We start from the raw sequence: 26,340 nt of genomic DNA on the forward strand, positions 1-26,340 counted from the left end.
TTATTCTGACTTTTCGGTCAGCCCGCATGAGGGTTTTCAAAGATCTCTTCGACCGGCCGCTCGAACACGGCGGCGATCCGGTAGGCCAGGTCCAACGACGGATCGTGCCGCTCGGTCTCCAGGGCGATCACCGCCTGACGCGAGACCCCCAGCGCCTGACCCATCTGTTCCTGGGTCCAGCCGCGCTCGACGCGTAGAAGCTTCAGACGGTTCTTCATCGGCTGCTCCGGATGAAGGGCGAAACGACCCCATAAAGCGCCCAGAATACCGGCACGATCAGCCAGGTCTGCATATGCGGCGCGCCGGCGAAACTCTCGCCAAAGCCCCAGAAGGTGGCGACGGCCATGGCCAACCCTGCGGCGACGATGAACTGTTTGGCCGTCACGCCGCGCACGAACTCGTCGCTTTCGCGCATCAGCGCCAGGGTCGCCCAAATCTGCCCGATGACCGGGGCCGACACCGCCGCCGCCAGGACCCAGGCCGCCGGTTTCCCCATCAAATCGTCGAACGCGTCTGTCGTCATCATGGCGATGCAGATCGCGACATAGGGCACGGAGAAGGCCATCGTGCGGACGATGTAGCGTCGATGCGCAGGCGTTCCGGTCTTCCAGGCGGTGAACATATCGGCTCTCCTTGTGTAAGGACAACCTGACACCGACAGAATGTCATGTCAACCTGACTTTTTGTCAGGCGCGCCCAACATTTCTTCGTTGCTTTTCCAGACGCGCGTCAAGGGCTAGACTCCCCCCATGTCCGCCGCCCCGCGCATCGCCCCTTCGGCCCTGTTCACGCCTCAGGAATGGGCGCCGTTTCAGATGCGCTCGGCCTGGGCCGGCCCGCTGCTGGTGGCCCACTGCTGGGCCGTGATCGCGCTGGCCGTGATCGCGGGCGTCCTGATCCCATGGCTGATCCCGCTGTGCGTCATGATCGTCGGCACGCGCCAGCTGGGTCTAGCCATTCTGATGCACGAAGCGGCGCATGGCGGCCTGTCGAAGTCGAACCGCCTGAACGATTGTCTCGGCCATTGGCTATGCGCCGTGCCGATCGGCGCCAGCCTGAAGGCCTATCGTCCCTATCACCTGACGCATCATCGCTTCGCCCAGCAGGCCGAGGATCCCGATCTGATGCTATCGGCGCCGTTTCCCATCAGCCCGGCCTCGCTGCGCCGCAAGCTGATCCGCGACCTGACGGGCCAGACCTTCTTCAAGCAGCGGGTCCTGCTGCCGCTAGCCCAAGCGCACGCGCGCTCAAGCAGCCCAAGGGGCGATAGCACAAAAGGAATGAGCGACAGCGCCCATGATTACGAGTCGATCGTGACGGGCCGATCCGTCCTGCCCTTCCTCGCCTTCAACGCGGTCCTGCTGGCGGGCTTCATCGCCGCCGGCGTCTGGTGGGCCTTTTTCGCGTTGTGGCTGCTGCCGATGGCGACGTGGTTTCCGATGGTGACGCGCCTGCGAAACATCGCCGAACACGCCTGCGTCGAGGGTTCGTCGGCCGATCCCTTTCGCGCCGCTCGCACCACCAAGGCCAGCCTGTGGGAACGCGCCTTCATCGCGCCCTACTGGGTCAACTTCCACGCCGAGCACCACCTGTTCATGTGGGTCAACAGCTACAAACTACCCGCGCTGCATGAAAAGCTGAGAGAAAAGGGCGTCACAGCTCGGATGGAAGTAGCGCCGGGCTATATCGCGGTATTGCGCGAAGCGAGCGGAAAGCCCGCATCGGCGACCCGTTTGACCGAGGTCAGCTAGGCGCCATGAGCGGACATGACAGTCACCGCGCAAAGGCGACATTCACCTGAGTTACCACGCCGAGCCGCCGCCATTTTATCGCGATCGCAATCGCGCGAAACCGGTGGAGGTGCAGACTGCGTCAGTCATGGTCAGAGACGTCGAACCCGTCTCCGGGCGCCATCGGCCGGTGCAGTTTGATCCCGGCCTTGTCCAGATAGGGCTCGTAGACGTCGTAACGCTGCCTGAGGAAATAGTCGCGAGCGTAGCCGTCATGGACCGGGACGACCGATTTTGGCTTCATCCGTTTGGCGAACGCATGGACAGTGAGCTCGGTCAGGTAAGGCGCCATCACCGGAAGGGCCAGCACCTCCACGCCCGCGAACCGATCCAGACGGCTGTCGAAACTGTCGCCCGGGTTGAGGAAAACGTCGTTGACGAGGAAGGCTGTCAGTTGCGGGCTCTCGTCCGACAGGATGGGCTCATGCGCGACCGGCTGAGCCTGCAGCCGGAACGCGCCGAAGGTCCGTTCGCCCTCCTCGAACACCGTGACCGACAGCCCCTTCTCGCCGAGCTTGTCGGCGACCTCGCCGTTGCCGACGAGTGTCGCGCCACTCGCCTGCACGATCCTGGCCAGAGCGTCAGGGTCGATGTGGTCGGGATGGCCGTGCGTCAGGACGATCGTCGAGACATCCGAAAAGACAGCAGGATCGACCCGTCCGTCGACGAACGAAAACTTGCCCGGATCGAAGAGCAGTCGATCTGCACCGATCGTCAGGCGCAGGCAGCTATGGACGAACTTGTCGATCCGCATGGCGGCCGGTCCTATTCCGACTGTCTCTGGACGACCGCGCCGATCGCCTCGGGCGTGCCCGAGGCGATGACCAGCCAACGGCGGGGTGCGCCGGCGTCGGCGGCGACCACCTGACGGATCGGGCCCACGGCGTTGACGACCGCAGACCCAGCCGGATTGGTCATGAACTTCGTCAGAGGCTCGAGCGTCCCCGATCCGTCCGCCGCATTGGCGAAGGCGAGGACATAGGGCTTGCCGGGTTGGAGGCCTGCGGCGGCGATCTGCAGCATCTGGACCTGCCCCTGCTCGAACAAGGTCGCCTGGGACCGGGTGTCGCCCTCGCCCGTCAGAACGAGTTGATGCGAGGCGCGAGCTGCGCCCAGGGGCGTGAGGTTGGCCCTGCCGTCACCCTGGGTGACCGCACGCGGCACATAGGTGACCCCTTGCGGTCCCTGACCGATCGGCACGGTGGCGATCACGCGGTTGGCCAGGGTGTCGATGACCGCCACGCCGTCGCCATTCTCCAGCCCGACGTAAATCCGCGAGCCGTCGCCGGAGGGCCACAGACCGTGCGGCAGCGACCCCACCTCGATCTCCGTCGCGAGCGTGAAGGTGTCGGTGCGATAGACCTTGACCCGGTTCTCGGTCCCGACGGTCACATAGGCGAACTGGCCCGCCGCGTTGCGCACGATGTTGACGTGGTTGGTCAAGGGGCCGGTGTCGAGCGTCTGTAGGACAGCGAACGGCGGACGGGCGTTGAAAACCATGGTCTTGCCCACGTCCTTCAGCGTCATCCAGACCTGGCTTCCATCGGGCGTGGCGGCGATGTCTGGGCAGAACGGACTGGCCTGGGCCACCCGACCGACGATCTGACGGGTCGCGGTCTCGACTACCACCGTCTCGGGACTGAAGCTGGAGCAGATGTAGGCGTAGCGGCCGTCCGGCGAGAAGATGGTCATGCCCGGCCCGTTGGGCGTCTCGACCCGGGCGGTCTCCTGATAGGTCGCGGCGTCCAGCACCGAAACATAGGCCTCGCCCCGCACCGTGACCCAGACCTCGCGGCCGTCCGGCGTGAAGAAGGCCTCGTGCGGAGAGCGCCCGACATAGGTGGTATGTTTGACGGTGTTGCTGGCCGTGTCGATGAAGCTGACCGAGTTGGACCCGATCGAGACCACGGCGATCGTCTTGCCGTCCGGCGCCGCGCCGATGCCGTGGACCAGCAACTGGCCCTTGTAGAGCGGGCTGAGGTTGGCCGGAGTCGGTTCGCCGAGGGAAATCACCCCCAGCAGGCCGTTGGTCGAGGGATCGACCACCGAGACGGTGTTGGAGAACTGGTCGGCCGAATAGAACCGATCCTGGCTGCTGATCGGGATGGCGGGCGCCGCCGCCGCGCCCGGAACCTGATCGGCCAAGGCGTGTCCGGCGGACAGGCTGAGAACAAGGGCGGCGATGGCGCGGGCTGTCAGGGTCATGATCCGTGTCCGTGATGGGTCGAGGTCGCGCCGCCGGTCGGCGTCGGCGCATCAGAATGGCGGGTCAGGTAGTCGCGCATCAGGGCGATTTCCTGGGTCTGTTCAATGATGATCCCCTGGGCCAGACGCTTCATGGTCTCGTCCTGCCCGTACAGAAGCTCGACGCGCGCCATGTCGATGGCGCCCTGATGATGCGGGATCATCATGGCGGCGAAGTCCACGTCTGGGTCGCCGGTGGATTCTACCGCCATGTCGCGGTGCATCCGCTCCATCGCCTCGGCCATCGCCGCATCGAAGTCCGAGCCGGGCATCTGTGCGAAGGCCATAACTGCGGCACCGGCAATCGCCGAGCCAAGCGCCAGGACGCCGGTTCTGATCCATCGGGAGGGTGGGGCGTGGGTCATGATCCGATCCTGCAGGCGATCGTCCCGGACGACCAACGCGATGTTCCGCTCGGAACGTTCGCCGTCGCCGAACGTTCCCTGTCGAAGTCGCCGCTTCGTGGGTTAGGATTGTCCCATGACCCTGGACCAGCTCCGCATCTTCGTCGCCGTCGCCGAGCGCCAGCACGTAACCCGCGCCGCCGAGGCCCTGAACCTGACCCAGTCGGCGGTCAGCTCGGCGGTGACGACGCTGGAGGGCCGCCACGGCGTCGCCCTGTTCGACCGCGTTGGCCGCAACATCGTCCTGAACGAGGCGGGCGCAACCTTCCTCGTCGAGGCCAAGGCGATCCTCGCCCGTGTCGAGGCGGCGCAGGACGCGCTCGACGACCTGGGCGGCCTGAAACGCGGACGACTGTCGATCCACGCCAGCCAGACCATCGCCGGCTGGTGGCTTCCCGCCCGACTGACCCGGTTTCATCAGGCTCATCCCGGCATCCGCATCGAGGTCTCGATCGGCAATACGCGCGAGGTGGCCGACGCTGTCCTGGAGGGCTGCGCTGAACTGGGTCTGGTCGAGGGCGAACTGAACGAGCCGGCGTTGAGCCGTTCGGTTCTGGATCACGACGAACTGGTGCTGGTCGTCGCGGCCGACCACCCCGCCGCCCAGGACGGCGCCGGGCCGCCGGACCTGAAGCAAATGACCTGGGTGTTGCGCGAGCCCGGCTCCGGCACCCGGTCGGCTTTTGAGACGGCCCTCAATCAGCGCGGGCTGGCCATCGACGCTCTGGACGTGGCCATGACCTTGCCCGGGAATGAGGCGGTCGCCGCCGCCGTCGAGGCCGGTGCGGGAGCGACGGTCGTGTCGCGCAATGTCGTCGCCGCGCGCCTGCGCGCCGGCATCCTCGCCGCCCTGCCCCTGACCTTGCCCGACCGCCCGTTCTGGCTCCTGCGGCACAAGCAGCGCTATCGCTCAAAGGCGGGCGAGGTGTTCCTGGCGTCCCTGACGGCGTCACGCCATTGAGCGCGTCGGCTCGTCAAGGCGGTGTCTGGCCTTCACTGGTGAATGACCGCGCGCCGCCTCACACGCATCTCGAGGGACTGAACGGATTCCTGAGAGCTCTGGATAGGGGCGTGGGCGCTCAACAAGGTACGCCGAAGTTCGACCCCCTCGACGGTGGAGACGAGGCGGAAATCCTTGTGCTTCTGGAGACACCGGCCCCGGGACCGCAAGCGGATCGCCTCGTCTCCATCGACAATCCCACGGGCACCGCGCGCAACCTGAAGCGCGCGATGAAAGCAGCGGGGCTCGACCGCCGCCGCATCGTCCTTTGGAACACGGTCCCCTGGCTTCGCTCGGGGTCCGCGCGACCGCTGACAAGACAGGAGATCGCCTCCGGCCTGGCCACGCTAGAGGGACTGGTCACCCCGCTTCATCGCCTCAGGGCCGTGGTATTGTGCGGCCGCGTCGCCGCGATGGCGGCTCCGACGCTGACCCGCCTGCGGCCTGAAGTGGAGCTGTGTCTCGCGCCACACCCGAGCCCGACGTTCATCAACACCGCCCCCGAGCATCGTCTTGGCCTGCAGGCCGCCTTTGCGTGGGCAGCCGCGCTGATCACCCCCTAGGGCGTTCATTCGATCAAAGCGAACAAACCTATCTAAAACATCCGTTGGAGCTGATGATCCAAGAGGCGCATCCCGGATGTCGAGGAGCGCGCCGAAGACTGGCCTCCACTCCGAAAGGAGAGCCGCCATGACCACCCTTCTCGCCGCTCCGGCCATGCGCCAAGGCCGCAGGTCCGTCACCAGGCGCCAGGCCATCGGTCCTGAGAATGTAAAACCGCAGACGCCTTTCATTCCGCCTTCTCCCATCGCCGCGACCCAATCCGGCGAGACCTTGCACCGGGTCCAGCCTGGCGTCGGCCTTACCGGCGTTCACCCCGCAATGGTCAAGGCGGTCGCGGGTCTCTACGCCGCCATGGTGGCCGCGTTCTGGCTGGTGTTCGGTCACGGCGAGGCGATGCTCGCCCTGGGCTTCATCACCGTTCTCGGCCTGATGTTCTTCGGCCTTCTCACCGGGATGAGCCTGCTGGCCGATACGCCTGCGCCGGGCGAGCGCATCCGCTCCTTGAACGATTGCCTCGCCGGTCGCGTGATCATCGACACGGGCTGGATCAGCGGCCGCGATGCCGCGTTGCAGATGCTGACCCTGCCCGCCTGCCTTCTGGTCACCGCCGTCGTGCTCGGCGCCGTCTATCGCTTCACCGCGGGCTGACCGCTCGTCTGGATAACCTCTCATGGCTCATGACATTCACGTTCGCGACGTCGCCTTCGGCCTTCGCCCGTTGGCGAGTCTGCAATCGCCCAGGGAGATCGTGCGGCAGTTCACGCCGAACTGGTTCGCCGCCACCATGGGAACCGGCATCCTCGCCCTGGCGCTGAACCAGCTTCCGGTCCCCATACCCGGCGTAAAAATCGTCGCCGAAGCCCTGTGGGTTTTCAACATCGGCCTGTTCGCCCTGTTCACCGTTCTCTACGCGGCGCGCTGGATCTTCTTCTTCGACGGCGCGCGACGAATCTTCGGCCATTCGGTCGTGTCGATGTTCTTCGGCTGCATCCCGATGGGGCTGGCGACCATCATCAACGGCCTGATGGCCTTCGGCCTGGCGCGCTGGGGCGAAGGCGTCGTGCCGGTCGCCGAAGCCCTGTGGTGGATCGACGTGGCCCTTGCCGTCGCCTGCGGCATCGGCATCCCCTTCATGATGTTCACCCGCCAGGAGCACGCCATCGATCAGATGACGGCCGTCTGGCTGCTGCCGGTCGTGGCGGCCGAGGTCGCGGCCGTCACCGGCGGCCTGATCGCGCCGCACCTCGCGGACCCGAACGCCGCCCTGTCGGTGCTGGTAGTCAGCTATGGCCTGTGGGCCCTGTCCGTGCCGCTGGCGATGAGCATCCTGGTCATCCTCGTGCTCCGCATGGCGATCCACAAACTGCCGCACGCCGGTATGGCGGCCTCCAGCTGGCTGTCGCTGGGCCCGATCGGCACGGGCGCGCTCGGCATGCTGGTGCTCGGCCAGGCCGCGCCCGCCATCTTCACCGCCGCCGGTCTGGGCCAGTACGGCGACGCCGCGCGCGGGATCGGCCTGATCGGCGGCCTGCTGCTGTGGGCCTACGGCCTGTGGTGGGCCGCGATGGCCGTGCTGATCACCCTGCGCTACTTGCGTCAGGGCCTGCCGTTCAATCTGGGCTGGTGGGGCTACACCTTCCCACTCGGCGTCTTCTCTGTCGCGACGCTGAAGCTGGGAACCCTGCTCCCCATCCCGGCCTTCAACCTGTTCGGCATGGCCCTGGTCGCCGCACTGCTGGTGCTGTGGCTGATCGTCGGCGCCCGTACGGTGCGCGGCGCCTGGCGCGGAGACCTGTTCGTCGCCCCCTGCCTCGCCAAGGCGGCCAAGCGCGACATCCCTTGCGCACGCTGATCCGCCTCCACTCCGTCCTTTCTGGAATCACCAATGCCTCATGACCTTTTCACGCCGTCACGCCGCGTCCTCATGGCGGGCGGCGTCGGCGCCTTGATCACCGCCTGTGCGCCGCGCGCGGCCGAAGCCGACGACATGGTGCTGGGCCAGGCTGACGCGCCCGTGACCCTGATCGAATACGCCTCGACCACCTGCGGCCCCTGCGCCCGCTTCGCCATCGAGGTGCTGCCCGAACTCCGGCGGCGCTACATCGACGCCGGGCGGGTCCGGCTGATCTATCGCGAATTCATCACCGGCCCCGCCAACCTCTCCGCCGCCGGCGTTCTGCTGGCGCGGTGCGCAGGCGAAGATCGCTATTTCGAGGTCATCGACGCCCTGATGCACGGCCAGTCCGAATGGGCGAACGGCGGCGGCCCGCGCGACGCCCTCCTGAGGATCGCGGCGCGGTTCGGCATCAGCGAGGCGCGGCTTCAATCCTGCATCACCGATCCCGAGGCCATCGCGGCCCTGGAGCGCCGTGTCGCCCGTGCCCGCGACGCCGGGGTGAATGGAACGCCGACGCTCTTCGTCCAGGGCCGACGTCTGGACACCGCCCTGACCCTCGAAGCCGTCTCCGCCTCGATCGACCAAGCCCTTTCTCAAACCCCGCAATCCTGAGGTTCCGATGCCCAACGCCCCCGTCAAGGTCGCCGTCTCCGGCGCCGCCGGCCAGATCGCCTACGCCCTGCTGTTCCGCCTGGCCCAGGGCGATGTGTTCGGGCCCGACACCCCGATCGATCTTCGCCTCCTCGACCTGCCTCAGGCTCAGGCGGCGCTCCAGGGCGTGGTCATGGAGCTGGACGATTGCGCCTTTCCGCTACTAACCTCCATCCAGACCACCGACGACCCCATTATCGCCTTCGACGACATCGACGCCGCCTTTCTGGTCGGGTCGCGCCCCCGCGCCAAGGGCATGGAGCGCCGCGACCTGCTGGCGGCCAACGCCGCCATCTTCAAGACCCAGGGCGCGGCCCTGAACGCGGTCGCCAAACGCTCCGTCAAGGTTCTGGTGGTTGGCAATCCGGCGAACACCAATGCCTGGGTGGCGATCCAGTCCGCGCCGGATCTGCCGCCCGGCGCCATCACCTCGATGATCCGCCTCGACCACAACCGCGCCGCCGCCCAGTTCGCGCGCCGCGCGGGCGTCCCCGTCGATGCCGTGGAGAAGCTCGCGGTCTGGGGCAATCACTCCCCGACCATGTTCGCCGACTGGAGCCATGCGACCGTGGAGGGCCAGTCTCTGGCCGGGCTCATCAACGACGAGACCTGGTATCGCGACACCCTCATCCCTGAGGTGGCTCGTCGCGGCACGGCCGTGCTGGAAGCCCGCGGCGCCTCCTCGGCGGCCTCGGCCGCCAACGCCGCCATCAACCATATGCGCGACTGGGTGCAGGGCTCGAACGGCCGTTGGGTTTCGATGGGCGTCGCCTCGATCGGCCAGTACGACATTCCCGAAGGGCTGGTCTGCGGTGTGCCGACGACCTGCCGCGACGGCGTCTATGCGCCCGTCACGGGTCTGGAGCTCGACGCCTTCACGCGCGCCGGTCTGGCCGCTTCGGTGCAGGAGTTGATCGAGGAGCGCGACGCCGCGCTCGCGGTCCTGGCGGACGCCTGATCATCCGACGCCGTCGAACATGCTCATGTAGTCGCCGTCGCCAAGGCAGGCGACGGCGTCCCTGTTTTCCAAACTTCGCCGAAGGATTCCCATGACCGACGCAGCTTCCCGGCCCTCGATCGCGACCGACGCCGGTCTCGGCGGCCTACAACTGACGATCACCGCGGGCCCCGCCCGCTTCGTGGTCGACGAACCCGTCGCCCTGGGCGGGCTGGATCTCGGTCCGACCCCTCACGAGCTGGTGCAGGCGGCGCTCGCCTCCTGTACGGCCCAGACCCTGCGCCTGTACGCCAACCGGAAAGGCTGGACCTTGGGCGCCATGTCCGTCGAGGTCTTGTTGACCCGGGACTTGGGGGCGACACCGTCGGATCAGTTCACCCGAACAATCACTCTGCCGACTGGGCTACCGGAGGAACAGAGGATCCGGTTGCTGGAGATCGCCGACAAGTGCCCAATTAATCGGATGCTCGTAGGTACAGTTTCGATCGAAACGATCTGGTGCAAGGCGACCATCTAGCTGCGAGGCGAAGGCCATCGCCACGTCCCGCCCATCCCCCTCTTTCTCAGTGTTGGTCGGGACACGAAAAGTGTGGTCCCACTAGACACAAACTTCCATTCCGCCGGAAGCGGACCTTCGGAAGGTCAGCAATGAGTCAGGACCGGACATGCCGCCGGCTGCCGTAAATGATGAGTACACCCATGCGTGACGGCCCGGTGTGACGCCCCCGCACCCGCGTCGGCGTCACATTTGCCTTCCAGGTCGCCCGTTGTGACGGACGGCAATAGAGTCCACCCGAATGTTACACCGGGAGGGAAGATGGCGAGGATCGGCTACGCACGGGTCAGCAGCGCGGGACAGGATTACCAGCTGCAGATCGACCGCCTGGCACAGGATGGGTGCGCGCCTATCCGTGCCGAGAAGGTGACAGGTGCCGCGCGTGAGGGACGAGGCGAACTCGGGGCGATCCTCGATTTCATCCGCGAGGGGGACGAGTTGGTCGTGGTGAGGCTGGATCGTCTCGCCAGATCGACGCGGGACACCCTCAACATCGTGGCCGAACTCGAAGCCAAGGGCGCCAGCTTGCGCGTCCTTGAACCCGAGATCAGTACGGGCGGCGACCTTGGCCGCATCGTCATCACCACGCTCGGCATGGTCGCAGAACTCGAACGGTCGTTTCTACGCGAGCGCCAAAGATCCGGCATCGCGGCGGCGAAGGAGCGCGGGGTCTATAAAGGCCGCCGTAAATCCGTGGACGAGGCGGCTATTCGCGCGCTCATAGCGACCGGCATTGGGCCGACAGCGGTTGCCTTCAAAGCCGGGGTGTCGCGGATGACAGTCTATCGCGTACTGAAATCGAGCGCGCCGAACCGAATGCCGCTGGTTTAACCAGCGGTCCAGACGCCAGATCGAACTGATAAGCAACGAGCAAGTAATTGTGGCGCAAAAGGCACACGCTTCAGACGTCACAAAATCGTCACTAGACATGACGTCTTGGAAGACCTAAGTAACGGCTCATCGGATTGAGCGGCGGGTTTGGCGTCGTTCTGGTTTTCATCCCACCTGAAAGCTATGGCTTTCGACCTGGGATCGTAGGTCTCCTGACCATCCGCCTGGGCCAAAAAGACCCAGGCAGCCGGCTCGTACCGAACGGGCACTTTTTCAACCACGACGCAGTCGCGGTGAAGCAGTGTCATATCCACGTTACAGCCTGCCCATCCGACAGCGTCACCTGATCAGGAGATCAAAGGTGACTATCACGACCACTACTGCCACGAGCTCAATCGCACTCACCGTTGCGGGCCTTCACACGCGCTATACGACTGAAATTCAGGGTGATGACGACCGGTTCGCCTTCCGGGTCGAATGCGCAATCGTCCTCGCAAACCTAGATGATGATGACCTCGCCACTCTCAAGGCGATGGCGATCAAGAACGGGGCGAACAAGGATGGCCCGCGCGCCGGTCAAAGCCAGGAACACTGGGTTCTGCCGGGCTTGCTGAACGTCAACATCAACGACCTCAAAGGCGACGACAAGAAGGACGCCAGCGACCGACTGACGGAATTCGCCAAAGTAATGATCGCGGCTAAGGAGAAGGCCAAGGACATAGGGGGTTTGACCAAACCGGGCATCACACCAGATGACATCACCGGCCTCTTCGGGTCGGCCCGGCAGACCGAGGTTCGCAACATCGTCAAAGGCTTGAAGAAGGGCCAAAGTGGTGACAGCGCTGACGCTGAGGCCGAAGCCGAGGATGCTGAGAGCAACAGCGAGACGATTGCATTGATGAGCAATCTGCCCGCGCTCGCTCAGCTTGATCTTCGCCTCAACCAGCCAGGTGAGGTGGTAATGCTCGCCGCGCACAGGACCGCCGACGGCTATCGGATCAGCGCGCAGGTCTCCGTTGACAGCAAGGCGCTCCTTCGGGCGCTGAAGAAGCCGGATCTTTCGGGCCTGAGCTACCAGCTCAACGGCGTCAGCGAACACGTCCTCATGGCCCGATCGCTGATTGTGCCGAGGGAGGTCGATCTACCCAGCATGGCCAGCGATCCGAAGTCGGCCAAGCTTGTGGCTCCCCGCGCCACCTTGATCCGAGATCGCTGGATGGAAACCAGCATCAGCATGGTGGGATCGCCGGAAATGATCGTACGCACCGAGTTTCGTGCGGCGATTTTTGGTGACGAGTTCCTGCTCCTGAACGCGAACAGCCGCAACGCCTTTGAGCGCAACATCGCGGAGCCGGTTGAACGGGTGGCCTACAACTGGTCGGGTTTCACCGACAACGGAATCGACTTCGTGAAGAAGGAGGGCTCCAAGAAGGTCCACACCCTCCGCGTCCTCGATCCCGCGCGATGGGGCGAGCGCAGTTTTGCACACCGTCTCGCCAGCCCAAGCAAGGCACCCAGACTCACCCTGGCTAACGATCAGGTCGCCAAGATGCGGGACGACTATTTGGCCAACAAAGAAAGCCGAAAGGCGCTCAAGGTGGAGGTCGGTGTGTCCGCGACCTTGGTGAGCTTCAAGCTGGGGGCGGCCAAGGCCATGGAGTTCGACGCCGTGTCGGAAGGTGGCGAGGTCAGGAACTCGTCGATTGCAGTTCCCGCCCCCGACCTTGCGAACGTGCTTGACTGGGCCATCAGCCAGAGAGTGGAACGAAGCGACCTTACGTTCGCGATCAACCCCGCCGGTGTTCTGGAAGTCGGGTTTGCGGGCCTAGGCGCTGACCACAAAGTGTTCCTCGCCAGCTTGACGGGCAAGGGGGCGCGCGAAAACGGCAGCGTCTTCCAGCGGTACAGCCGCACGACCTTCCAGGTCGATGCCGATCAGGAGGCCGCGTAAGGAAGAGGGGCGGCGGTTCGCTGCCGCCCCGCCTTCTGGCGACAACCTATGGCCCAACCAATCATCCCTCACTGGCGCGCCCAGTACGCGCCGGCGCTCCAGCGCAGCTTCATCACCATCATGGACCCCGCACGCCCGCCACGGCGTCCCTTCCCCGCTGGTTTAACCGGTGAAGACCTGAACATCCTTGACCCTGCCGCGCATGTGTTCGCGCCCTGGACCCTCTTGTCATGGGGTCAGTTTATCAACAGCCCTGCTGGCGTGCCGCCCGGCATCGTGGGCAGCCGGGACCGAAAGGCGACGAAGCTGATCGCGGATAGTGGCGGCTTCCAGTTCATCGGGGCACCACATTTGTTCACCGCCCACAGCACGGTCTTCGCCTACCTGGGCTGGGCTGAGACCCATGCCGACGTGGCGATGACCATGGACATTCCCACACGCGCCATCGGCAAGGGGCGCTGGAACAGCTTCCAGGACTGTCTGGACGATACGCTGGTCAACCTGAAGGATTTTTCGAACGCACGTACGAACGATGACCTGATCGTCCTGAACGTCCTACAGGGTCGCGACTGGCAGGAGTGTTTGGCTTGGTACGACGCGGTCAAACACTATCCTTCTGACGGCTGGGCATTCGGGGGCGGCAGTCGCGATCTCCTGACGATGACCCGACTCATCGCACGCATGGTCGAGGAGAATCGGCTCGGTCGTCACCTCCATGTTCTCGGCACGAGCAGCCTTCAGCGCGCCGTAGAACTCTCGGCTATCAAGATGGGTCTGGGCCAGCACGGCGACGCGGAGGTCACCTTCGACACCGCGACCCCAAGCATGATGGCGGCAAACGGGCTGATCTTCACCGGGGCGAAGTGGACCAGTTTTACGAGTGAGCAGGCCCGCTTACCTCTTGACCCCCAACTTTCTGGGTCGCCCTTCCTCTTCCCGGCAACGGATACCTATCTAGGCAGCCGCCTGACCATGGGCGAAATCCTAACCCGTGGCGGGCTCAGTCAGAGCGGGCTGGATTCCACCGGTCATGCCCTGCTCACGCATCACAACACCGAACAGCTTCTGCGGAATATCGAAGAAGCCAACCGGTGGGCGGACCTAGTGTCTGGAGGAGGTCAACTAAACCCTCCAGGGCTCGCGCAGCGCCTTCATGACGTCTTCGCCTATCTCGGCGCCTACGCGCCCGAGAAGACGATCAGCGGACATCTGAAGGGCTTTCAGGACGCCCTCGACGACGAATGGCAGGAAACGAGCTGGACGTAGACGGGGGCGTGATTTGGGGTTCTGCACGATCGCTTGCCGTCTGACCAAGCAGAACCCGGAGGCGCGTGTGCGGACCAATCTGGGCCGATCGGGAAGGCACGGATCAGCAGGGCGGATGGGAGAGGGACCTGCTGCCCGATCTGTCACTTTCGTTGCCCTCGGACGCGCCAGATGCCGCCGGAGATAAATAGAACCGAAGGTGCCAGCCCCAGCGGCGGGTCCCTTCGGTTTTTCCTCGGAGGGCGCAGATGGCGAAGATGGACTGGCAACGAAACAAGCACGCGGGCCGCCCGCGAGAGGCCGCCTTCGCGCCGCCCCCGGCCAAGAAAGGCTGTTGGTCGCACGTCAAGCGGGAGCCTGTGCGGACCTACACGGCCGCTGAAATCGCGGCGTGGCAAAACCCTCTGAACGGCGGCGCGCAATGATCCCGCCAGCCGTCAGAACGATCAAATATCGCGCCTCCATCATCGACCTTGTGGAGCAACTAAATCCGGCGCTGGCGATCACGCTGGCGTTCAATCGCGACACCACACCGGCAGGCGCCGCCGAAGACCTCAAGCATCTGCATGCGCGTCTAGACCGATTGGTCCTTGGTCGGCTGTGGGCCAAACGCGTGGACGACCGGTCCACCTATGTCGCGGTGATCGAGCACGTCGATACGAACCTCCACATCCACCTGGCCCTGAGCTGCGCGCCCGAGCATGTCGATCAGATTGCCTCGGCTGTAGCGGGCATCTGGAAGGAAATGGTCCCGACGGGTTCGGTCGTGCTGAAGGACGCTTCCGACATACCGGGGTGGGGCCGATACATCGCGAAGGCTATCACGCCGCAAACTTGCGATCTGCTCCTCATGTCATAGGCGCAGGACCCATAGGCTGATCCACCAAGCTGCACTTCGCGACGCGTCGGTAGCCGGACAGCCGTTTAACCGTCCGCTGCGAAACTGGTCCGCCAGGCCCGCAGTGGTTAAGCCATGAACAGAACGGACGAGACCGAGCGGTAGACGAGCCAGACAGAACCGCTGGAAGAAACTCAGAACTAACACGACCCAGAACGCTGCCACTTTGGCACCGCCAGAAAGCAGACACTCCTGAGGTCCGCTATGGGTGGTTAGGAGACCTTCGCTAAACGGACTTTCGTTGCCGCCCAGGTAAGCGGCAGACCAACAACCACCATGAGAGCGAAGAGGCCGAACTGCCCTCCCCATTCAGGTGGAAAGCGGTCACGGAAAAGCCAGAAGCTCACGAACAATCCGATCCCCAGCGTAGCAGCGTTAGATTTCGGTATGACAAGTGGCGTTTCGCATCGCGAACAATGAAAGGGCTTGCCGAGGTTCCATTGTGTTCGCCCGAACGGAACGCGCTTCGCGCAGTTTGGGCACGTAGGGCCTAATGTCATCGCACCCTCAAGGCGGCTGAACCGATGATGGTATACAACCGCAGGGCGGGAAGGTCTGCAACGGGTCGGGAGCGGAAATTGGCATCCGAGCGGAAAGCGGACATTCCTGGCCCGGCGGCGCCGATCTGTCGACCGGGGAGTGGCAAAACCCCGCGAACCCAGACCAACTTTCATCCCCTAAAACTATGGTTGTGACGCCTGAATTAATTTCGGGTCAGTCTCTGGTCGCATATCTGGACGACGGCGTTAGAGCGGCGACATCGACAACCACAACGAGGTGTTCATGTCCCTGCTCAAAAGCCTGAAACTTTCCGCCGCCAAGCCGCAGAACCAGCCGGCCAGTCCGCAAGAACGCAATCGCGAAAAGCTTCGTGGTTATCTGGCGGAGCAACGAGCGCTGGCCGAGGCCACTGTCGCGGGCAAGCCCTATGCGGGCGTCCGCACCGTCACCAAGACGGACGAGGCCGGTAACCGCTCGCGTGTCGAGGTCCCGCGCACCGTCCGCAAGGGCTGGTTCATCGGCGAGGGCGGCAAGGTCTTCTTCCAACTCCGCTACGGCGGCCAGCCCCTGGAACTGGCCAAGGGCATGACCTCCGTCGAAGCTGACGACTTGGCCGCCATTGGCCCGATCATCGACACGCTGGATCAGGCGGTCCTGGCCGGCGAGTTTGATGCCGCCGTGGCTGCGGCTGCTCAGGCCCGCGCTGCGACGATGAAGACGGCGAAGTCAAAGAAGGCGGGCTAAGCTAAGCTGAAATAGATGGGCGGCATTGCCGCCCATCACGCTTCTCAGGGAAACCCCATGGCCCACGTCGTTGTATTCGATCTTGAGACCATCCCCGATCTGGAGGCCGTGTCGCGTGTCCATGGCGTTGATCCCCATGACGACGCTCAGGCTCAGGAGATCGTCGGCGAGAAGTTCTGCAAGCTGCCCCTGCACCGCATTGCCTGCATCGGTGCCTTGATCGCGGAGAGCAGCGACAATGGCTGGATCGTCCGGTCCCTCGGTGCCCCGCACATCGGCGACCGCAGTGAAGCCGACCTGATCGCCAGTTTTGCCGACCGTCTGAACGACCTGCGACCCTGCCTCGTATCGTTCAACGGAAGCGGCTTTGACCTGCCGGTGCTGCGCTACCGGGCCATGGTCTACAAGTTGTCTGCGCCGGGCCTTTATGCGCGCGGCTATTTCAAGCGGTACTCCGACGACGCGGTTGACCTCTGCGATGTCCTCGCGAGTTTCACCACCCAGGGCAAATGCAAGCTCGACGAGCTGTCGCGCATCCTCGGCCTGCCCGGAAAGCCCGACGGCGTGGACGGCTCAAAGGTCGCAGAATACGTGGCTACGGGGCGCATTCAGGAAGTCGCGGACTATTGCGAAACCGACGTGGTGAACACCTATCGGGTTTGGCTCCGCTACGAACTAATGCGGGGCGCGCTGACCCAAGGGGCCTTCGAACAGAGCGAGCGAGGCCTCGCCGATTTCATTGACGCCCGGTCGTCGGACAGACCCCATCTGGGCCCGTTCGCGAGACTCGCCTCCGCGCCTGATGTCTCGACTGGCAGCACCTCAGATTAGGTCGTCGTTCAGCAGCACGGCATGGGACTTGGCGTTCAGTCAGGTGCGGGCCGAAATCAGACGCACGCCGACGCACCTCCGAGTGGACCTCTGGGTCAACGCATTGCTGAATGATGGAGAGGACGAAGGCGGTGTGCCGGACACCACTTCTTCGAACATCATATTTCTATGCCGAGCGCGACTGGAGCTGACCCGGCGACTGGTTGAGATGATTTACGAGCGTCACCGAACGTGGAAACGATACCCTGTGCTGGCCGTCTTGGCCGAAACCCATGGCTGGGAGCCCGAGGCGCTAGGCGAGGCCTACCTTCGCCACCTGAGGCGGGATCTCGAAGTAGCCAGCGAGCCCCGTACAGGGCCAAGGCAGGCCGGGGGCAGCGCGGTAACCCTCAGCATAGTTGAGGGGCGTTCTGAGGGTCCGTAGAACCTGGCAGAACTACGCAACGGCTTTGGTTCTCCGCTGAAGCGCGTCAAGACGGCGCCTCGTTCGCGGATCATCGGCACCAACACCTTCGGCATGGCCCAAGCCTTTGTCGAGGTCGGACAGAACTCCAGCCTCGGCAATCAGGCCGCCCTTATTTTCAAACTTGAAATTCTGGACCCCCCCGACGCAAACAATGGTCAAGGTTCGTCGCACCTGGCCGCCATAGGTATCGGCAGGGTCGCAAACGACCATATCGACAATCCCCTTGAGCGCGACCGTCACCTTCGCTCGCGCTAGATTTCTGACTTCGATATCCTCACTTGAAATCGCTTCCCGCACCTCAGCCATGCGGGCCAACTCCTCGTTGGGGCTAACGGCACCTTCAACCCTCCGAAGAGCCACCCGGGCGTCTGTGACGCCCTGCTCTGCATCGGCGAGTTCGGCTTCGAGCTTTTCCAAACGCCCCTGTACCGCCTTGCTAGGGTTATTCAGCAAGTAGTCGACCGCCCGCTCCACGCGCGCCTGCAAGTCTCGAACGTTCTTCTCGGCTTCCGCTAGCTGATTTTGTCGGTCTCGCGCTTCAGTGCTGTTTCGGAAAAATGTGTCGTCCAACGCCCGGCTCAGTAGGGTGTCGATGGCGGCATCCTCAAAAGCTCCATACCGGTAGGTGGCCGTCACATCGCAACCGCGCTTCAGGGAGGCGTTCAGGCAGTTGTAATATCCGCGCCGGGTCTCGGGCCCGTTGTTTCCCTTTGCCCATGGCTTTCGAAACTCCATCTTTCCCCCGCATTTGGCGCAGCGAGCGAGACCGGAAAACAGGTTGTTGAACTTGTTGGAGTTGGACCCCTGAACACCGGTCTTGCGAGCCTCAAGAGCTTCTCGCGCGCGGGCAACGAGCGCCGCATCCACGATGCGGTCGTAGTAGCCGACAATGCGCGTCGGCTGCCCCTCCTGAACCGATTTCGGAACGTAATCGCCTTCGACTTGAGGCGCGATCAGCAGCCGGCGAATACTCGTCATGCTCCAGCCGTCCCGAGTGTGAACCTTGCCTTGCGGCCCCCACGCCTTGTACCCGCGTTGGTTCAATGTTCTCGCGATGCCGCGGATCGAGACCCCATCTGCACACAGCTGGTAGATTTCCCGCACAACGTCTGCCCGACGTTCATCGACGTCGAACCCACTTCGGTCCTCTCGGATGACTAGCCAAAGCGGTGCTTGCGAGGTCATGACTTCGCGCCGCTCGGCAGCGGCTTCATGCTTCTTCCGCCAGGCTTTCCGCATAAAAACGGACTTGCGGTCGCTCTCACCTTTGGCTCTCTCGCTCCCTCCCCATAGCTGAAAGAGGCGCCACCCAGCTTCCTGACCCCTGAATGTGTTGTGGTCGAACAGCGTGTTCCCCTCGGCGAAAAGGAAGCTCAATCCCTTCCGATTCAAGTCCACCATCCACGTCAGGACATCGATAGGTTCCTCGCGGCTAAGTCGATCTACGTTCTCGATGATCAGGGTACTGCCCTGCGGAACCAGCCCTTGCCGGACCCGGTTGGCAAAGTCGCCCAATCCAGCGGCGTCGTTTAGGTGATGACCCTTCCACGCCGACCGGCCCAGATCCTGAATTGCCTCATCAACGACCCACCCTCGCTCAGCGCATACCTTGCCGATGGCTTGCTGCTGCCGCTCGATGGACGCACCTTTTTCTTGGGCCTTGGTCGAGAACCGAATGTAGCTGTAGATGTTGGACATGGGCCGCAGTCCCGTACTTGCTAAGCAAGGCCATACGCTATGTTGTAGCTGCTTGCGATATGTTCATGCATGTGCCCTGCTGGAAGCTGCCGCGCCTGCACCGCGCCATTCATACGAAGCCGCAGGCCGGGGCCATGGAGGTCGCGCCCGGCTATGCCAGCGTGCTGAAGGCTGTTACGCGCCAGCCGGAATGACCGTTCTCGATCCCGCCGCCTTCATCCGCGACAACACGCGGCTTCAGCCCGTGCCGCACGCGCCGGAGATTTCTTTGTGGCTGGCCGACGAGATCACGCCCATCTGGCGGCTGACGGAAGAAGAACTGGGCGAAATGGGCGTGCCGCCGCCCTTCTGGGCCTTCGCCTGGGCCGGCGGACAGGCGCTGAGCCGGTATCTGTTGGATCATCCGCAGGAGATCGCCGGCAAGCGCGTCTTGGACTTCGCAGCCGGTTCGGGTCTGGTCGGCGTGGCGGCGATGAAGGCGGGGGCGACCCATGTCCTGTGCGCCGACATCGATCCCTTCTGTCAGGCCGCCGTCGCCGCCAATGCGGCGGCGAACGGCGTGACGCTGGACTTCACCCAGACCAATCTGCTGGACATCGCCCCGCCGGATGTGGACGTCATCTGCGCAGGCGACATCTGCTACGAGCGCCCAATGACTGACGCCGTTCTGTCTTGGCTGGCCCAGGCCCGCGCCAGGGGAACGCGGGTCCTGATCGGCGATCCGGGACGCACCTATTTCCCACGCACGGGCCTGGATTTTCTGGCCGAGTACCGCGTCCCGACATCGCGCGAGCTGGAGGACCAGGAGATCAAGCGGTCCTCCGTCTGGGCGATGCCTTACGGCGGCGGCCTCCTTTAAGCGGCGGCCTGGCCCTCGTGGCGGCCTTCGGCGAATTCCTCGATCATCTTGGCGTTGAAGGCCGGAATGTCGTCGGGGCAGCGGCTGGTCACCAGGCCCTGATCCACCACCACCGCCTCATTGACCACATTGGCCCCGGCGTTCTTCAGGTCGGTACGGATGCTTTCGAAAGAGGTCATCGTGCGCCCCTCGACCACGCCCGCCTCGATCAGCAGCCAGGGCGCGTGACAGATGGCGGCGACCGGCTTGCCGGCATCGAAGAAGGCCCGAACGAACTTCACGGCGTCCTGGTCCGCCCGCAGCAGGTCCGGGTTGGCCACGCCGCCCGGCAGCAGCAGGGCGGAATAGGTCGAGGCGTCGACCGCCGCCACCGCCTTGTCGGCCGTGACCTTGTCGCCCGGCGTCAGATGGTCGAAGCCCTGGAACTCGCCGGCCTTCAGCGACACGATCTCGACCACCGCGCCCGCATCCTTCAGCGCCTTCATCGGTTCATTCAGTTCGACCAGCTCGACGCCGTCGGTCGCCAGGATGGCGACGGTCTTGCCGGAAAGGGATTGGGCCATGAGGAATGCTCCGTTCGTGAAAGGGGTTCGGCGCGATGAACCCACGGCGTCTCAAAGGGTTGCGGCTCCGCTTGGCGGCGATGGCGCGCGTCCCCACATCGTGTCCATGCGATCGCTCCTGACCCTGACCGCCCTGTTGGCCGCTGCCGCCACGCCGGCGTTGGCCCAGACCTATCCGCAGGCCGGCCGACCCTACGGCGCCTATCCGGGCGGCGTCCCCGCCGCCATCGCCGACCTGCACCGCTACGAGAACGACCGTCTGCGTTCTCAGGCGCAGTCGAACGCGGACCAGGCGCGTCAACAGCAGATCGAGACCCAGCTTCGCCTGCGCGCCATCGAAGGCGCACGCGAACCCACCGCTGTCCAGCCCTTGCCACCCCGCCCGCTCTACAGCCCCGAGCAGGAGCGGACCCTGCGCCAGTCCGCCGCCGAACGCCGCCAGCAGACAGCCCAAGGCATGAGCCAGATCGACAACTGGCTGGCCCGTTCGCAGTGAAGCGTCCAAACTGACGCATCCCTTCCCTTGCACCCGCGTTCCTGCCTAGCTTAACCAGGATCGGGCGGAGGATAGGGCATGCGCTGGCAGGGTGGACGCACAGGCGGCGGCGTTGAGGATCGACGGGGTCTCGGCGGCGGAGCCATCGCTGGCGGCGGCTTGGGCGTCGGCGTTCTGGCCATTATCGGCTATCTGGTCTTCGGCATCGATCCTTCGACCACGACGCAGCTCGCCAGCCAGTTCGGCGGCGTCGGCGCCGAACAGCAGGGTCAAGTCGGCACGCCGAAAGATCAGGCCGGCCGCTTCGTCGATGTCATCGGCGCCAACATCGATGATGTCTGGTCGCAGAAGCTTGAGGGCTATCAGCGGCCCAATGTCGTCATCTACGAACAGGGCACGCCCACCGGCTGCGGTTATGGTCAGTCGGCCATGGGCCCCTTCTATTGCCCGACCGACAAGACCGTCTATCTGGACCTAGGCTTCTGGCAGGAGATGGAGAACAAGCTCGGGGCCTCCGGCGCCGACTTCGCCCGCGCCTATGTCATCGCCCATGAATTCGGCCACCACGTCCAGACCCTGACCGGTACTTCCGATCAGGTTCGCCGCGCCCAGCAGCGCGCCTCCGGTCAGGCTGAAGCCAATCAGTATTCCGTCGCGCTGGAGCTTCAGGCCGACTGCTACGCCGGCGTCTGGGCCCGGAACGCCTCGGCCGTTTCGAACGGTCAGGTCGCCCTGGATGCTGGCGAGTTCGAGGAAGGCATGAAGACCGCCCAGGCCATCGGCGACGACACCCTGCAACGGCGCAGCGGCGGCCGCGTCTCTCCCGAAAGCTTCACCCATGGCTCTTCTGCGCAGCGGGTGGAATGGCTGCAACGCGGCTATCAGTCGGGCGATCCGGCCTCCTGCGACACCTTCAGCGGCGCCTGATCGCCGCCCCCCCTCAGAACGATTGATTGACTGACGATGCACGACCGCGCCGGCACGACCGCACGCCCCGAAGACCTGATCGATCTCGACGCCCTGCTCGACGCCTATGAGACGACCCGGCCCGACATGGGCGATCCGCAGCAGCGGGTCGTCTTCGGCACCTCGGGCCACCGCGGCTCCAGCCTGGACGGCGCCTTCAACCAGGCCCACATCCTCGCCATCGCCCAGGCGATCGCCGAATACCGCGCGGCGCAGGGCGTCGACGGCCCGCTTTTTCTCGGTCGCGACACCCACGGCCTGTCCGAACCGGCCTTCCGCACGACGCTGGAAGTGCTGATCGCCAATGGGGTCGAGGTGCTGATCGACGCCCGCGACGGCTTCACCCCCACGCCCGCAGCGTCGCACGCCATCCTGACCCACAACCGCACGAAGAACCGGCAGGCGGACGGCGTCCTGATCACGCCCTCGCACAATCCGCCTCGTGACGGCGGTATCAAATACAATCCCCCCTCCGGCGGCCCGGCCGGGGGCGAGGCCACGTCCGCCATCGCCGCCCGAGCCAATCAGCTGATCGAAGGCGGCCTGACCGAGGTCCGTCGCGTCCCCTTCGCCCAGGCGCATGCGGCGGCGGGCCGGTTCGACTACCTGTCCGCCTATATCGACGACCTGCCCAGCGTTCTCGACCTGGAAGCCATCCGCAACGCCGGCGTCCGCATCGGCGCCGATCCGCTAGGCGGCGCGGCCGTAGCCTATTGGGGCGAGATCGCTGAGCGCCACCGACTGGACCTGACCGTTGTCAACGACGCCGTCGATCCGCGCTGGGCCTTCATGCCCTTGGACGCCGACGGCAAGATCCGCATGGACTGCTCATCGCCCAGCGCCATGGCCGGTCTGATCTGCATGATGAAGGGCGGCTCGGCCTATGACGTCGCCTTCGGCAACGACGCCGACGCGGATCGCCACGGCATCGTCACGCCCCACGCGGGCCTGATGAACCCCAACCATTTCCTGGCCGCCGCCATCGCCTATCTGTTCGCCAACCGCCCCGGCTGGGGCGCGGACGTCGCGGTGGGCAAGACCCTGGTCTCATCGTCCATGATCGACCGGGTCGTCGCCGGCCTGGGTCGCCGCCTGCTGGAAGTTCCCGTCGGCTTCAAACACTTCGTCCCCGGCCTCTTGGACGGAACCGTCGGTTTCGGCGGCGAGGAATCGGCCGGGGCCTCCTTCCTGCGTCACGACGGCACGGTGTGGACGACCGACAAGGACGGCATCCTGCTGTGCCTGCTGGCCGCCGAGATCCAGGCCCGCACCGGCCAGAGCGCCAGCCAACTCTACACTGACCTGACCGACCAATACGGCGCCCCCGCCTACGCGCGCGTCGACGCCCCGGCCAATCGGTCGGAAAAGGCCCGTCTTTCCGCGCTCAGCCCCTCGGACGTGTCCGCGACCACCCTGGCCGGTCAGCCGATCACCGACATTTTGACGAAGGCCCCCGGCAACGGCGAAGCCATCGGCGGGCTGAAGGTTGTCACCGCCGACGCCTGGTTCGCCGCTCGTCCCTCGGGCACCGAAGACGTCTACAAGATCTACGCCGAATCCTTCCTCGGCCCCGACCATCTGGCGACCGTTCAGGCCGAGGCCAGGGCCGTGGTGGCGACGGCTCTGGCGGGCTGATGGCCTAGCCGACCATAATCTCCATCGGCCGTTCGACGAACAGGCCGGGGCCGCCCAGGTCCAGCGCAAGACGCCTGTTCTCGAACGCGGCCATGCCGACCAGGGCCTTGGGGAAGCCCGGCACGGCGACGTCGTCATAGATGGCGACCGTCGCCTGACGATACAATTCGTCGCCGATGGTCAGGGTGCGCACGACGACGGTCTCGGCGCGCACCGTGCCGCCCAGGACGATGCTTTGGCCCGCTGTGCGTTCGCGTCCATCCAGCAGGCCAGCGGCCTCGGCCGTCTCGCGCGTGACGGCCAGCACGGCCGAGGCGCCGGTGTCGATCACCGCATTGACCGTCGCCCCTTCCAGGGTGATGCCCGCCTGCAGCGCCTTACCGGCCCGCGTCACCGACACGGGCTTCAGCGACGATGGCGGCGTCCAGCCCTCGCGCGGCAGGAACCGGACCCGATGCTCCGCCGTGTCCAACTCCAGCACCAGCTCACGCAATACGTCCTGACCCAGGATCAGCGCCGCACCCAATCCCTGATCGCTTGCCAGCGGCCCCAGGCCGAGAATCGCCGCGCGCAATCCGGTCAGCCGCAAGCGGCCGATCGCCACATCCAGCGTCGTGCCGCGTCCGACCTGGGCATCGCCGCCGACGCCGTAAGCCACCATCGGGATGTTGAAGACATTGGTCAGCCCCAGCCGCTCGACCAGCGACCGGTCGATGACCGAATACTGCGCCCCGGAATCGATCAGGGCCCGCACCGGCTGTCCGTTCACAGTCACCTCGACCGTCGGGGTCGGCGCGCGCGGCTCGGCATAGGGCAGCCAGCCGCTGGAGCCGTTCGCCGCGAAGGCGACCGTCGGCCCGCGCCAGACCACATGGTCGCGCAGCCACCAGGCCCCGCCTGCGCCGCCGGCGACCAGCCCCAGCCGGATCAGAAGATCGCGTCGTCTCATGCTCCTGACATGGACCGTCGCAGCGATCAGCGCCAGCGGGGCGATGTCGCAACCCCTCTTGCAGGACCGACGACATTACCCCTAAGGCGGCAAAAATGTGCGCCTAAACCACCGCTTCCACGCCCAGACGTGGATTGTCGGGCCACAGCCCGCGAAAACCCGACAAAATCATCCAGAAAGCGGGTGACGCCGCCGCCCCGTCTGGCTACGACCATCGGCGTCATGAGCACCTCCAGCGCCCGCTACGTCTCGACCCGAGGCCAATCGCCCGAAACCGATTTCGCCGACGCCCTGCTGCGCGGCATCGCGCCCGACGGCGGTCTCTATATGCCGACCGCCTGGCCCAGCTTGTCGCCCGAGACCTGGACCGGAAAGGCCGACTATAAGTCCATCGCGCTGCAAGCCATCGCCCCCTTCATCGGCGAAGCCATGCCCGACGGCGCGCTGGACCGCGCGCTGGACCGACTGACCGCAGGGTTCGGCCATCCGCTGGTCACGCCTCTGGTCGAGCTGGAGCCGGGCCTGTTCGTGCTGGAGCTGTTCCACGGCCCGACCGCCGCCTTCAAGGACCTGGCGATGCAGCTGGTCGCCAGCCTGACGGACGAGGCCCTGGCCGCCTCGGGCGAGCGTCTGACCATTCTGACCGCCACCTCGGGCGACACCGGCGCCGCCGCCGTGCGCGCCTTCGCCGGCGCCACGTCGGTCGATCTGGTCGTGCTCCACCCGCTGGACCGCGTCTCGCCGGTTCAGCGCAAACAGATGACGACGGTCGAGGCGGACAATGTCCTGAACCTGGCCGTGCGTGGTGATTTCGACGACTGCCAGCGCCTGGTGAAGGGCCTGCTGGCCGACGAGGCCCTGCGCGAACGGGGCCGCCTATCTTCGGTCAATTCGATCAACTGGGCGCGGCTGGCCGGCCAGATCCCCTACTATGTTTCCGCCACGGCCCAGCTGGGCGGGGCCGCGACCTTCGTCGTGCCGACGGGCAACTTCGGCGACGCCTTCGCCGGCATTGCGGCTACGAAGATGGGCTTGCCGTCGAACGGCTTCGTCGCGGCCGTGAACCAGAACGACGCCCTGGCCCGCGCCCTGAATGACGGCCTGTATTCGCGCCGTCCGGCGGTCGAAAGCGGCAGCGTGTCCATGGATGTGCAGGCGCCGTCCAACTTCGAGCGGCTGGTGTTCGAAGCGACGGGCCGCGACGCCGAGGCGACACGCACCGTGTTCGAAACCTTCGCCCGAGACGGCGCCGTCGCCTTCGATCCGGACCTTCTCGCCGCCCTTCGCGACCAGGTTTCGGCGGTCTCCATAGACGAGGACGAGACGCGCGCAGAGATCGCCCACGCCTATGAGGCCTGGGGCCGTGTCGTGTGCCCGCACACGGCCGTGGCGCTGGCCGCCGCGCGACGGCAGGACCGCTCGAAAGGCCCCGTCGTCGCCCTGTCCACCGCCCATCCATCCAAGTTCGGCGACTTCGTCTCGAACGTCCTGGGCTTCGAACCCGAACCCGCAAACGTCATCGCCGCCCTGGGCGACAAGCCCGAGCGGTTGACGATCGTCGATGGGACGATGGAGGCGGCGCGTGACGCAGTGGCGGCCTTTTCAGGCCGCCACTAAAACGT

The 26,340-nt window shown here is 65.2% G+C and carries 29 protein-coding genes; 21 read left to right on the forward strand and 8 right to left on the reverse strand.

All coding sequences use genetic code 11. From position 1 onward, the window contains the following. Positions 1 to 17: 17 nt before the first annotated feature. Together BLR19_RS08920 and BLR19_RS08925 are read right to left on the reverse strand one after the other, a co-directional pair. Positions 18 to 218: a helix-turn-helix transcriptional regulator gene (locus BLR19_RS08920; protein WP_039244155.1), complete on the reverse strand. Its 201-nt coding sequence runs from the start codon at positions 216 to 218 to the stop codon at positions 18 to 20. After that, on the reverse strand, positions 215 to 622 hold the full coding sequence (locus BLR19_RS08925; protein WP_055752780.1) for a hypothetical protein: 408 nt from the start codon (positions 620 to 622) through the stop codon (positions 215 to 217). Before BLR19_RS08925 ends, BLR19_RS08920 begins: the two co-directional genes overlap by 4 nt. Before the next feature lie 127 nt (positions 623 to 749). Between BLR19_RS08925 and BLR19_RS08930 the strand changes: the two genes are divergently transcribed. Further along, positions 750 to 1,751 (forward strand): fatty acid desaturase family protein, encoded by a 1,002-nt coding sequence (locus tag BLR19_RS08930; RefSeq protein ID WP_091749837.1) that lies wholly within the window; start codon positions 750 to 752, stop codon positions 1,749 to 1,751. 121 nt (positions 1,752 to 1,872) lie between these two features. On the opposite strand, the gene BLR19_RS08935 is transcribed toward BLR19_RS08930, so the two are convergent. The 3 genes from BLR19_RS08935 to BLR19_RS08945 are packed head-to-tail and all read right to left on the reverse strand — an operon-like array spanning position 1,873 to position 4,399. After that, complete coding sequence (locus BLR19_RS08935; RefSeq protein ID WP_055808303.1) at positions 1,873 to 2,544, reverse strand: MBL fold metallo-hydrolase; 672 nt, start codon at positions 2,542 to 2,544, stop codon at positions 1,873 to 1,875. Between the two features lie 11 nt (positions 2,545 to 2,555). Further along, positions 2,556 to 3,995, reverse strand: coding sequence for a YncE family protein (locus BLR19_RS08940; RefSeq protein WP_091749841.1), 1,440 nt, complete (start codon positions 3,993 to 3,995; stop codon positions 2,556 to 2,558). Further along, complete coding sequence (locus tag BLR19_RS08945) at positions 3,992 to 4,399, reverse strand: CopM family metallochaperone (RefSeq protein ID WP_066554618.1); 408 nt, start codon at positions 4,397 to 4,399, stop codon at positions 3,992 to 3,994. The genes BLR19_RS08940 and BLR19_RS08945 overlap by 4 nt, the downstream gene beginning before the upstream one ends. Before the next feature lie 115 nt (positions 4,400 to 4,514). Here BLR19_RS08945 and BLR19_RS08950 point away from each other — a divergent pair, with 115 nt between their 5' ends. The 14 genes from BLR19_RS08950 to BLR19_RS09010 all read left to right on the forward strand — a co-directional run bounded on the left by BLR19_RS08950 (position 4,515) and on the right by BLR19_RS09010 (position 17,086). After that, entirely contained in the window at positions 4,515 to 5,399 is an 885-nt protein-coding gene (locus BLR19_RS08950) for a LysR substrate-binding domain-containing protein (protein WP_055808299.1), read from the forward strand. 110 nt (positions 5,400 to 5,509) lie between these two features. Then, complete coding sequence (locus BLR19_RS08955) at positions 5,510 to 6,001, forward strand: uracil-DNA glycosylase (protein ID WP_176758313.1); 492 nt, start codon at positions 5,510 to 5,512, stop codon at positions 5,999 to 6,001. 127 nt (positions 6,002 to 6,128) lie between these two features. After that, a complete protein-coding gene (locus BLR19_RS14625; protein WP_143007353.1) occupies positions 6,129 to 6,650 on the forward strand; it encodes a hypothetical protein in 522 nt (173 codons plus the stop codon). Between the two features lie 22 nt (positions 6,651 to 6,672). Beyond that, positions 6,673 to 7,854, forward strand: coding sequence for a TDT family transporter (locus BLR19_RS08965; protein ID WP_091749850.1), 1,182 nt, complete (start codon positions 6,673 to 6,675; stop codon positions 7,852 to 7,854). 33 nt (positions 7,855 to 7,887) lie between these two features. Beyond that, entirely contained in the window at positions 7,888 to 8,511 is a 624-nt protein-coding gene (locus tag BLR19_RS08970; protein WP_066550121.1) for a DsbA family protein, read from the forward strand. Positions 8,512 to 8,518: 7 nt separating this feature from the next. Continuing rightward, positions 8,519 to 9,508: a malate dehydrogenase gene (locus BLR19_RS08975; RefSeq protein WP_066550122.1), complete on the forward strand. Its 990-nt coding sequence runs from the start codon at positions 8,519 to 8,521 to the stop codon at positions 9,506 to 9,508. 91 nt (positions 9,509 to 9,599) lie between these two features. Beyond that, positions 9,600 to 10,025, forward strand: a complete 426-nt coding sequence (locus BLR19_RS08980; protein WP_091749853.1) for an OsmC family protein — start codon at positions 9,600 to 9,602, stop codon at positions 10,023 to 10,025. Between the two features lie 300 nt (positions 10,026 to 10,325). Continuing rightward, positions 10,326 to 10,895, forward strand: coding sequence for a recombinase family protein (locus tag BLR19_RS08985; RefSeq protein WP_091749856.1), 570 nt, complete (start codon positions 10,326 to 10,328; stop codon positions 10,893 to 10,895). 361 nt (positions 10,896 to 11,256) lie between these two features. Further along, the gene (locus BLR19_RS08990) at positions 11,257 to 12,846 is read left to right on the forward strand and encodes a hypothetical protein (RefSeq protein ID WP_091749860.1); all 1,590 of its coding nucleotides are present in this window, start codon (positions 11,257 to 11,259) and stop codon (positions 12,844 to 12,846) included. Between the two features lie 48 nt (positions 12,847 to 12,894). After that, positions 12,895 to 14,112 (forward strand): hypothetical protein, encoded by a 1,218-nt coding sequence (locus BLR19_RS08995; RefSeq protein ID WP_091749863.1) that lies wholly within the window; start codon positions 12,895 to 12,897, stop codon positions 14,110 to 14,112. A gap of 248 nt (positions 14,113 to 14,360) precedes the next feature. After that, a complete protein-coding gene (locus BLR19_RS14835) occupies positions 14,361 to 14,537 on the forward strand; it encodes a hypothetical protein (RefSeq protein ID WP_176758314.1) in 177 nt (58 codons plus the stop codon). Beyond that, positions 14,534 to 14,971, forward strand: a complete 438-nt coding sequence (locus BLR19_RS09000; protein ID WP_091749866.1) for a hypothetical protein — start codon at positions 14,534 to 14,536, stop codon at positions 14,969 to 14,971. Before BLR19_RS14835 ends, BLR19_RS09000 begins: the two co-directional genes overlap by 4 nt. Positions 14,972 to 15,793: 822 nt before the next feature. Continuing rightward, positions 15,794 to 16,255 (forward strand): hypothetical protein, encoded by a 462-nt coding sequence (locus BLR19_RS09005; RefSeq protein ID WP_091750440.1) that lies wholly within the window; start codon positions 15,794 to 15,796, stop codon positions 16,253 to 16,255. A 57-nt stretch (positions 16,256 to 16,312) separates the two neighbouring features. Continuing rightward, on the forward strand, positions 16,313 to 17,086 hold the full coding sequence (locus BLR19_RS09010; RefSeq protein ID WP_176758315.1) for a 3'-5' exonuclease: 774 nt from the start codon (positions 16,313 to 16,315) through the stop codon (positions 17,084 to 17,086). A gap of 436 nt (positions 17,087 to 17,522) precedes the next feature. On the opposite strand, the gene BLR19_RS09020 is transcribed toward BLR19_RS09010, so the two are convergent. Next, positions 17,523 to 19,250: a recombinase family protein gene (locus BLR19_RS09020; RefSeq protein ID WP_091749875.1), complete on the reverse strand. Its 1,728-nt coding sequence runs from the start codon at positions 19,248 to 19,250 to the stop codon at positions 17,523 to 17,525. Positions 19,251 to 19,315: 65 nt separating this feature from the next. Here BLR19_RS09020 and BLR19_RS14990 point away from each other — a divergent pair, with 65 nt between their 5' ends. After that, positions 19,316 to 19,444, forward strand: coding sequence for a hypothetical protein (locus tag BLR19_RS14990; protein WP_255366560.1), 129 nt, complete (start codon positions 19,316 to 19,318; stop codon positions 19,442 to 19,444). Continuing rightward, entirely contained in the window at positions 19,441 to 20,109 is a 669-nt protein-coding gene (locus BLR19_RS09025) for a class I SAM-dependent methyltransferase (RefSeq protein ID WP_091749878.1), read from the forward strand. The genes BLR19_RS14990 and BLR19_RS09025 overlap by 4 nt, the downstream gene beginning before the upstream one ends. On the opposite strand, the gene BLR19_RS09030 is transcribed toward BLR19_RS09025, so the two are convergent. Further along, positions 20,106 to 20,672 carry a type 1 glutamine amidotransferase domain-containing protein gene (locus BLR19_RS09030; RefSeq protein ID WP_091749881.1) on the reverse strand — a complete coding sequence of 189 codons (567 nt, stop codon included), beginning with the start codon at positions 20,670 to 20,672 and terminating at the stop codon, positions 20,106 to 20,108. The genes BLR19_RS09025 and BLR19_RS09030 overlap by 4 nt on opposite strands. A gap of 106 nt (positions 20,673 to 20,778) precedes the next feature. Here BLR19_RS09030 and BLR19_RS09035 point away from each other — a divergent pair, with 106 nt between their 5' ends. The 3 genes from BLR19_RS09035 (at position 20,779) to pgm (ending at position 23,769) form a co-directional block, all read left to right on the forward strand. After that, positions 20,779 to 21,168: a hypothetical protein gene (locus tag BLR19_RS09035; RefSeq protein ID WP_091749884.1), complete on the forward strand. Its 390-nt coding sequence runs from the start codon at positions 20,779 to 20,781 to the stop codon at positions 21,166 to 21,168. Positions 21,169 to 21,246: 78 nt separating this feature from the next. Beyond that, the gene (locus BLR19_RS09040; protein ID WP_091749887.1) at positions 21,247 to 22,095 is read left to right on the forward strand and encodes a KPN_02809 family neutral zinc metallopeptidase; all 849 of its coding nucleotides are present in this window, start codon (positions 21,247 to 21,249) and stop codon (positions 22,093 to 22,095) included. 36 nt (positions 22,096 to 22,131) lie between these two features. Beyond that, a complete protein-coding gene (pgm, locus tag BLR19_RS09045) occupies positions 22,132 to 23,769 on the forward strand; it encodes a phosphoglucomutase (alpha-D-glucose-1,6-bisphosphate-dependent) (protein WP_091749891.1) in 1,638 nt (545 codons plus the stop codon). A 4-nt stretch (positions 23,770 to 23,773) separates the two neighbouring features. Here the strand turns inward: pgm and BLR19_RS09050 are convergent, their stop codons facing one another. Continuing rightward, on the reverse strand, positions 23,774 to 24,718 hold the full coding sequence (locus BLR19_RS09050) for a retropepsin-like aspartic protease (protein ID WP_091749894.1): 945 nt from the start codon (positions 24,716 to 24,718) through the stop codon (positions 23,774 to 23,776). Positions 24,719 to 24,901: 183 nt separating this feature from the next. On the opposite strand from BLR19_RS09050, the gene thrC reads away from it, so the two are divergent. Further along, positions 24,902 to 26,335, forward strand: a complete 1,434-nt coding sequence (gene thrC, locus BLR19_RS09055) for a threonine synthase (RefSeq protein ID WP_255366561.1) — start codon at positions 24,902 to 24,904, stop codon at positions 26,333 to 26,335. Positions 26,336 to 26,340: the final 5 nt, after the last annotated feature.

It is taken from the genome of Brevundimonas sp. 374 (assembly GCF_900102995.1).
Taxonomy (GTDB): Bacteria; Pseudomonadota; Alphaproteobacteria; order Caulobacterales; family Caulobacteraceae; genus Brevundimonas; species Brevundimonas vesicularis_C.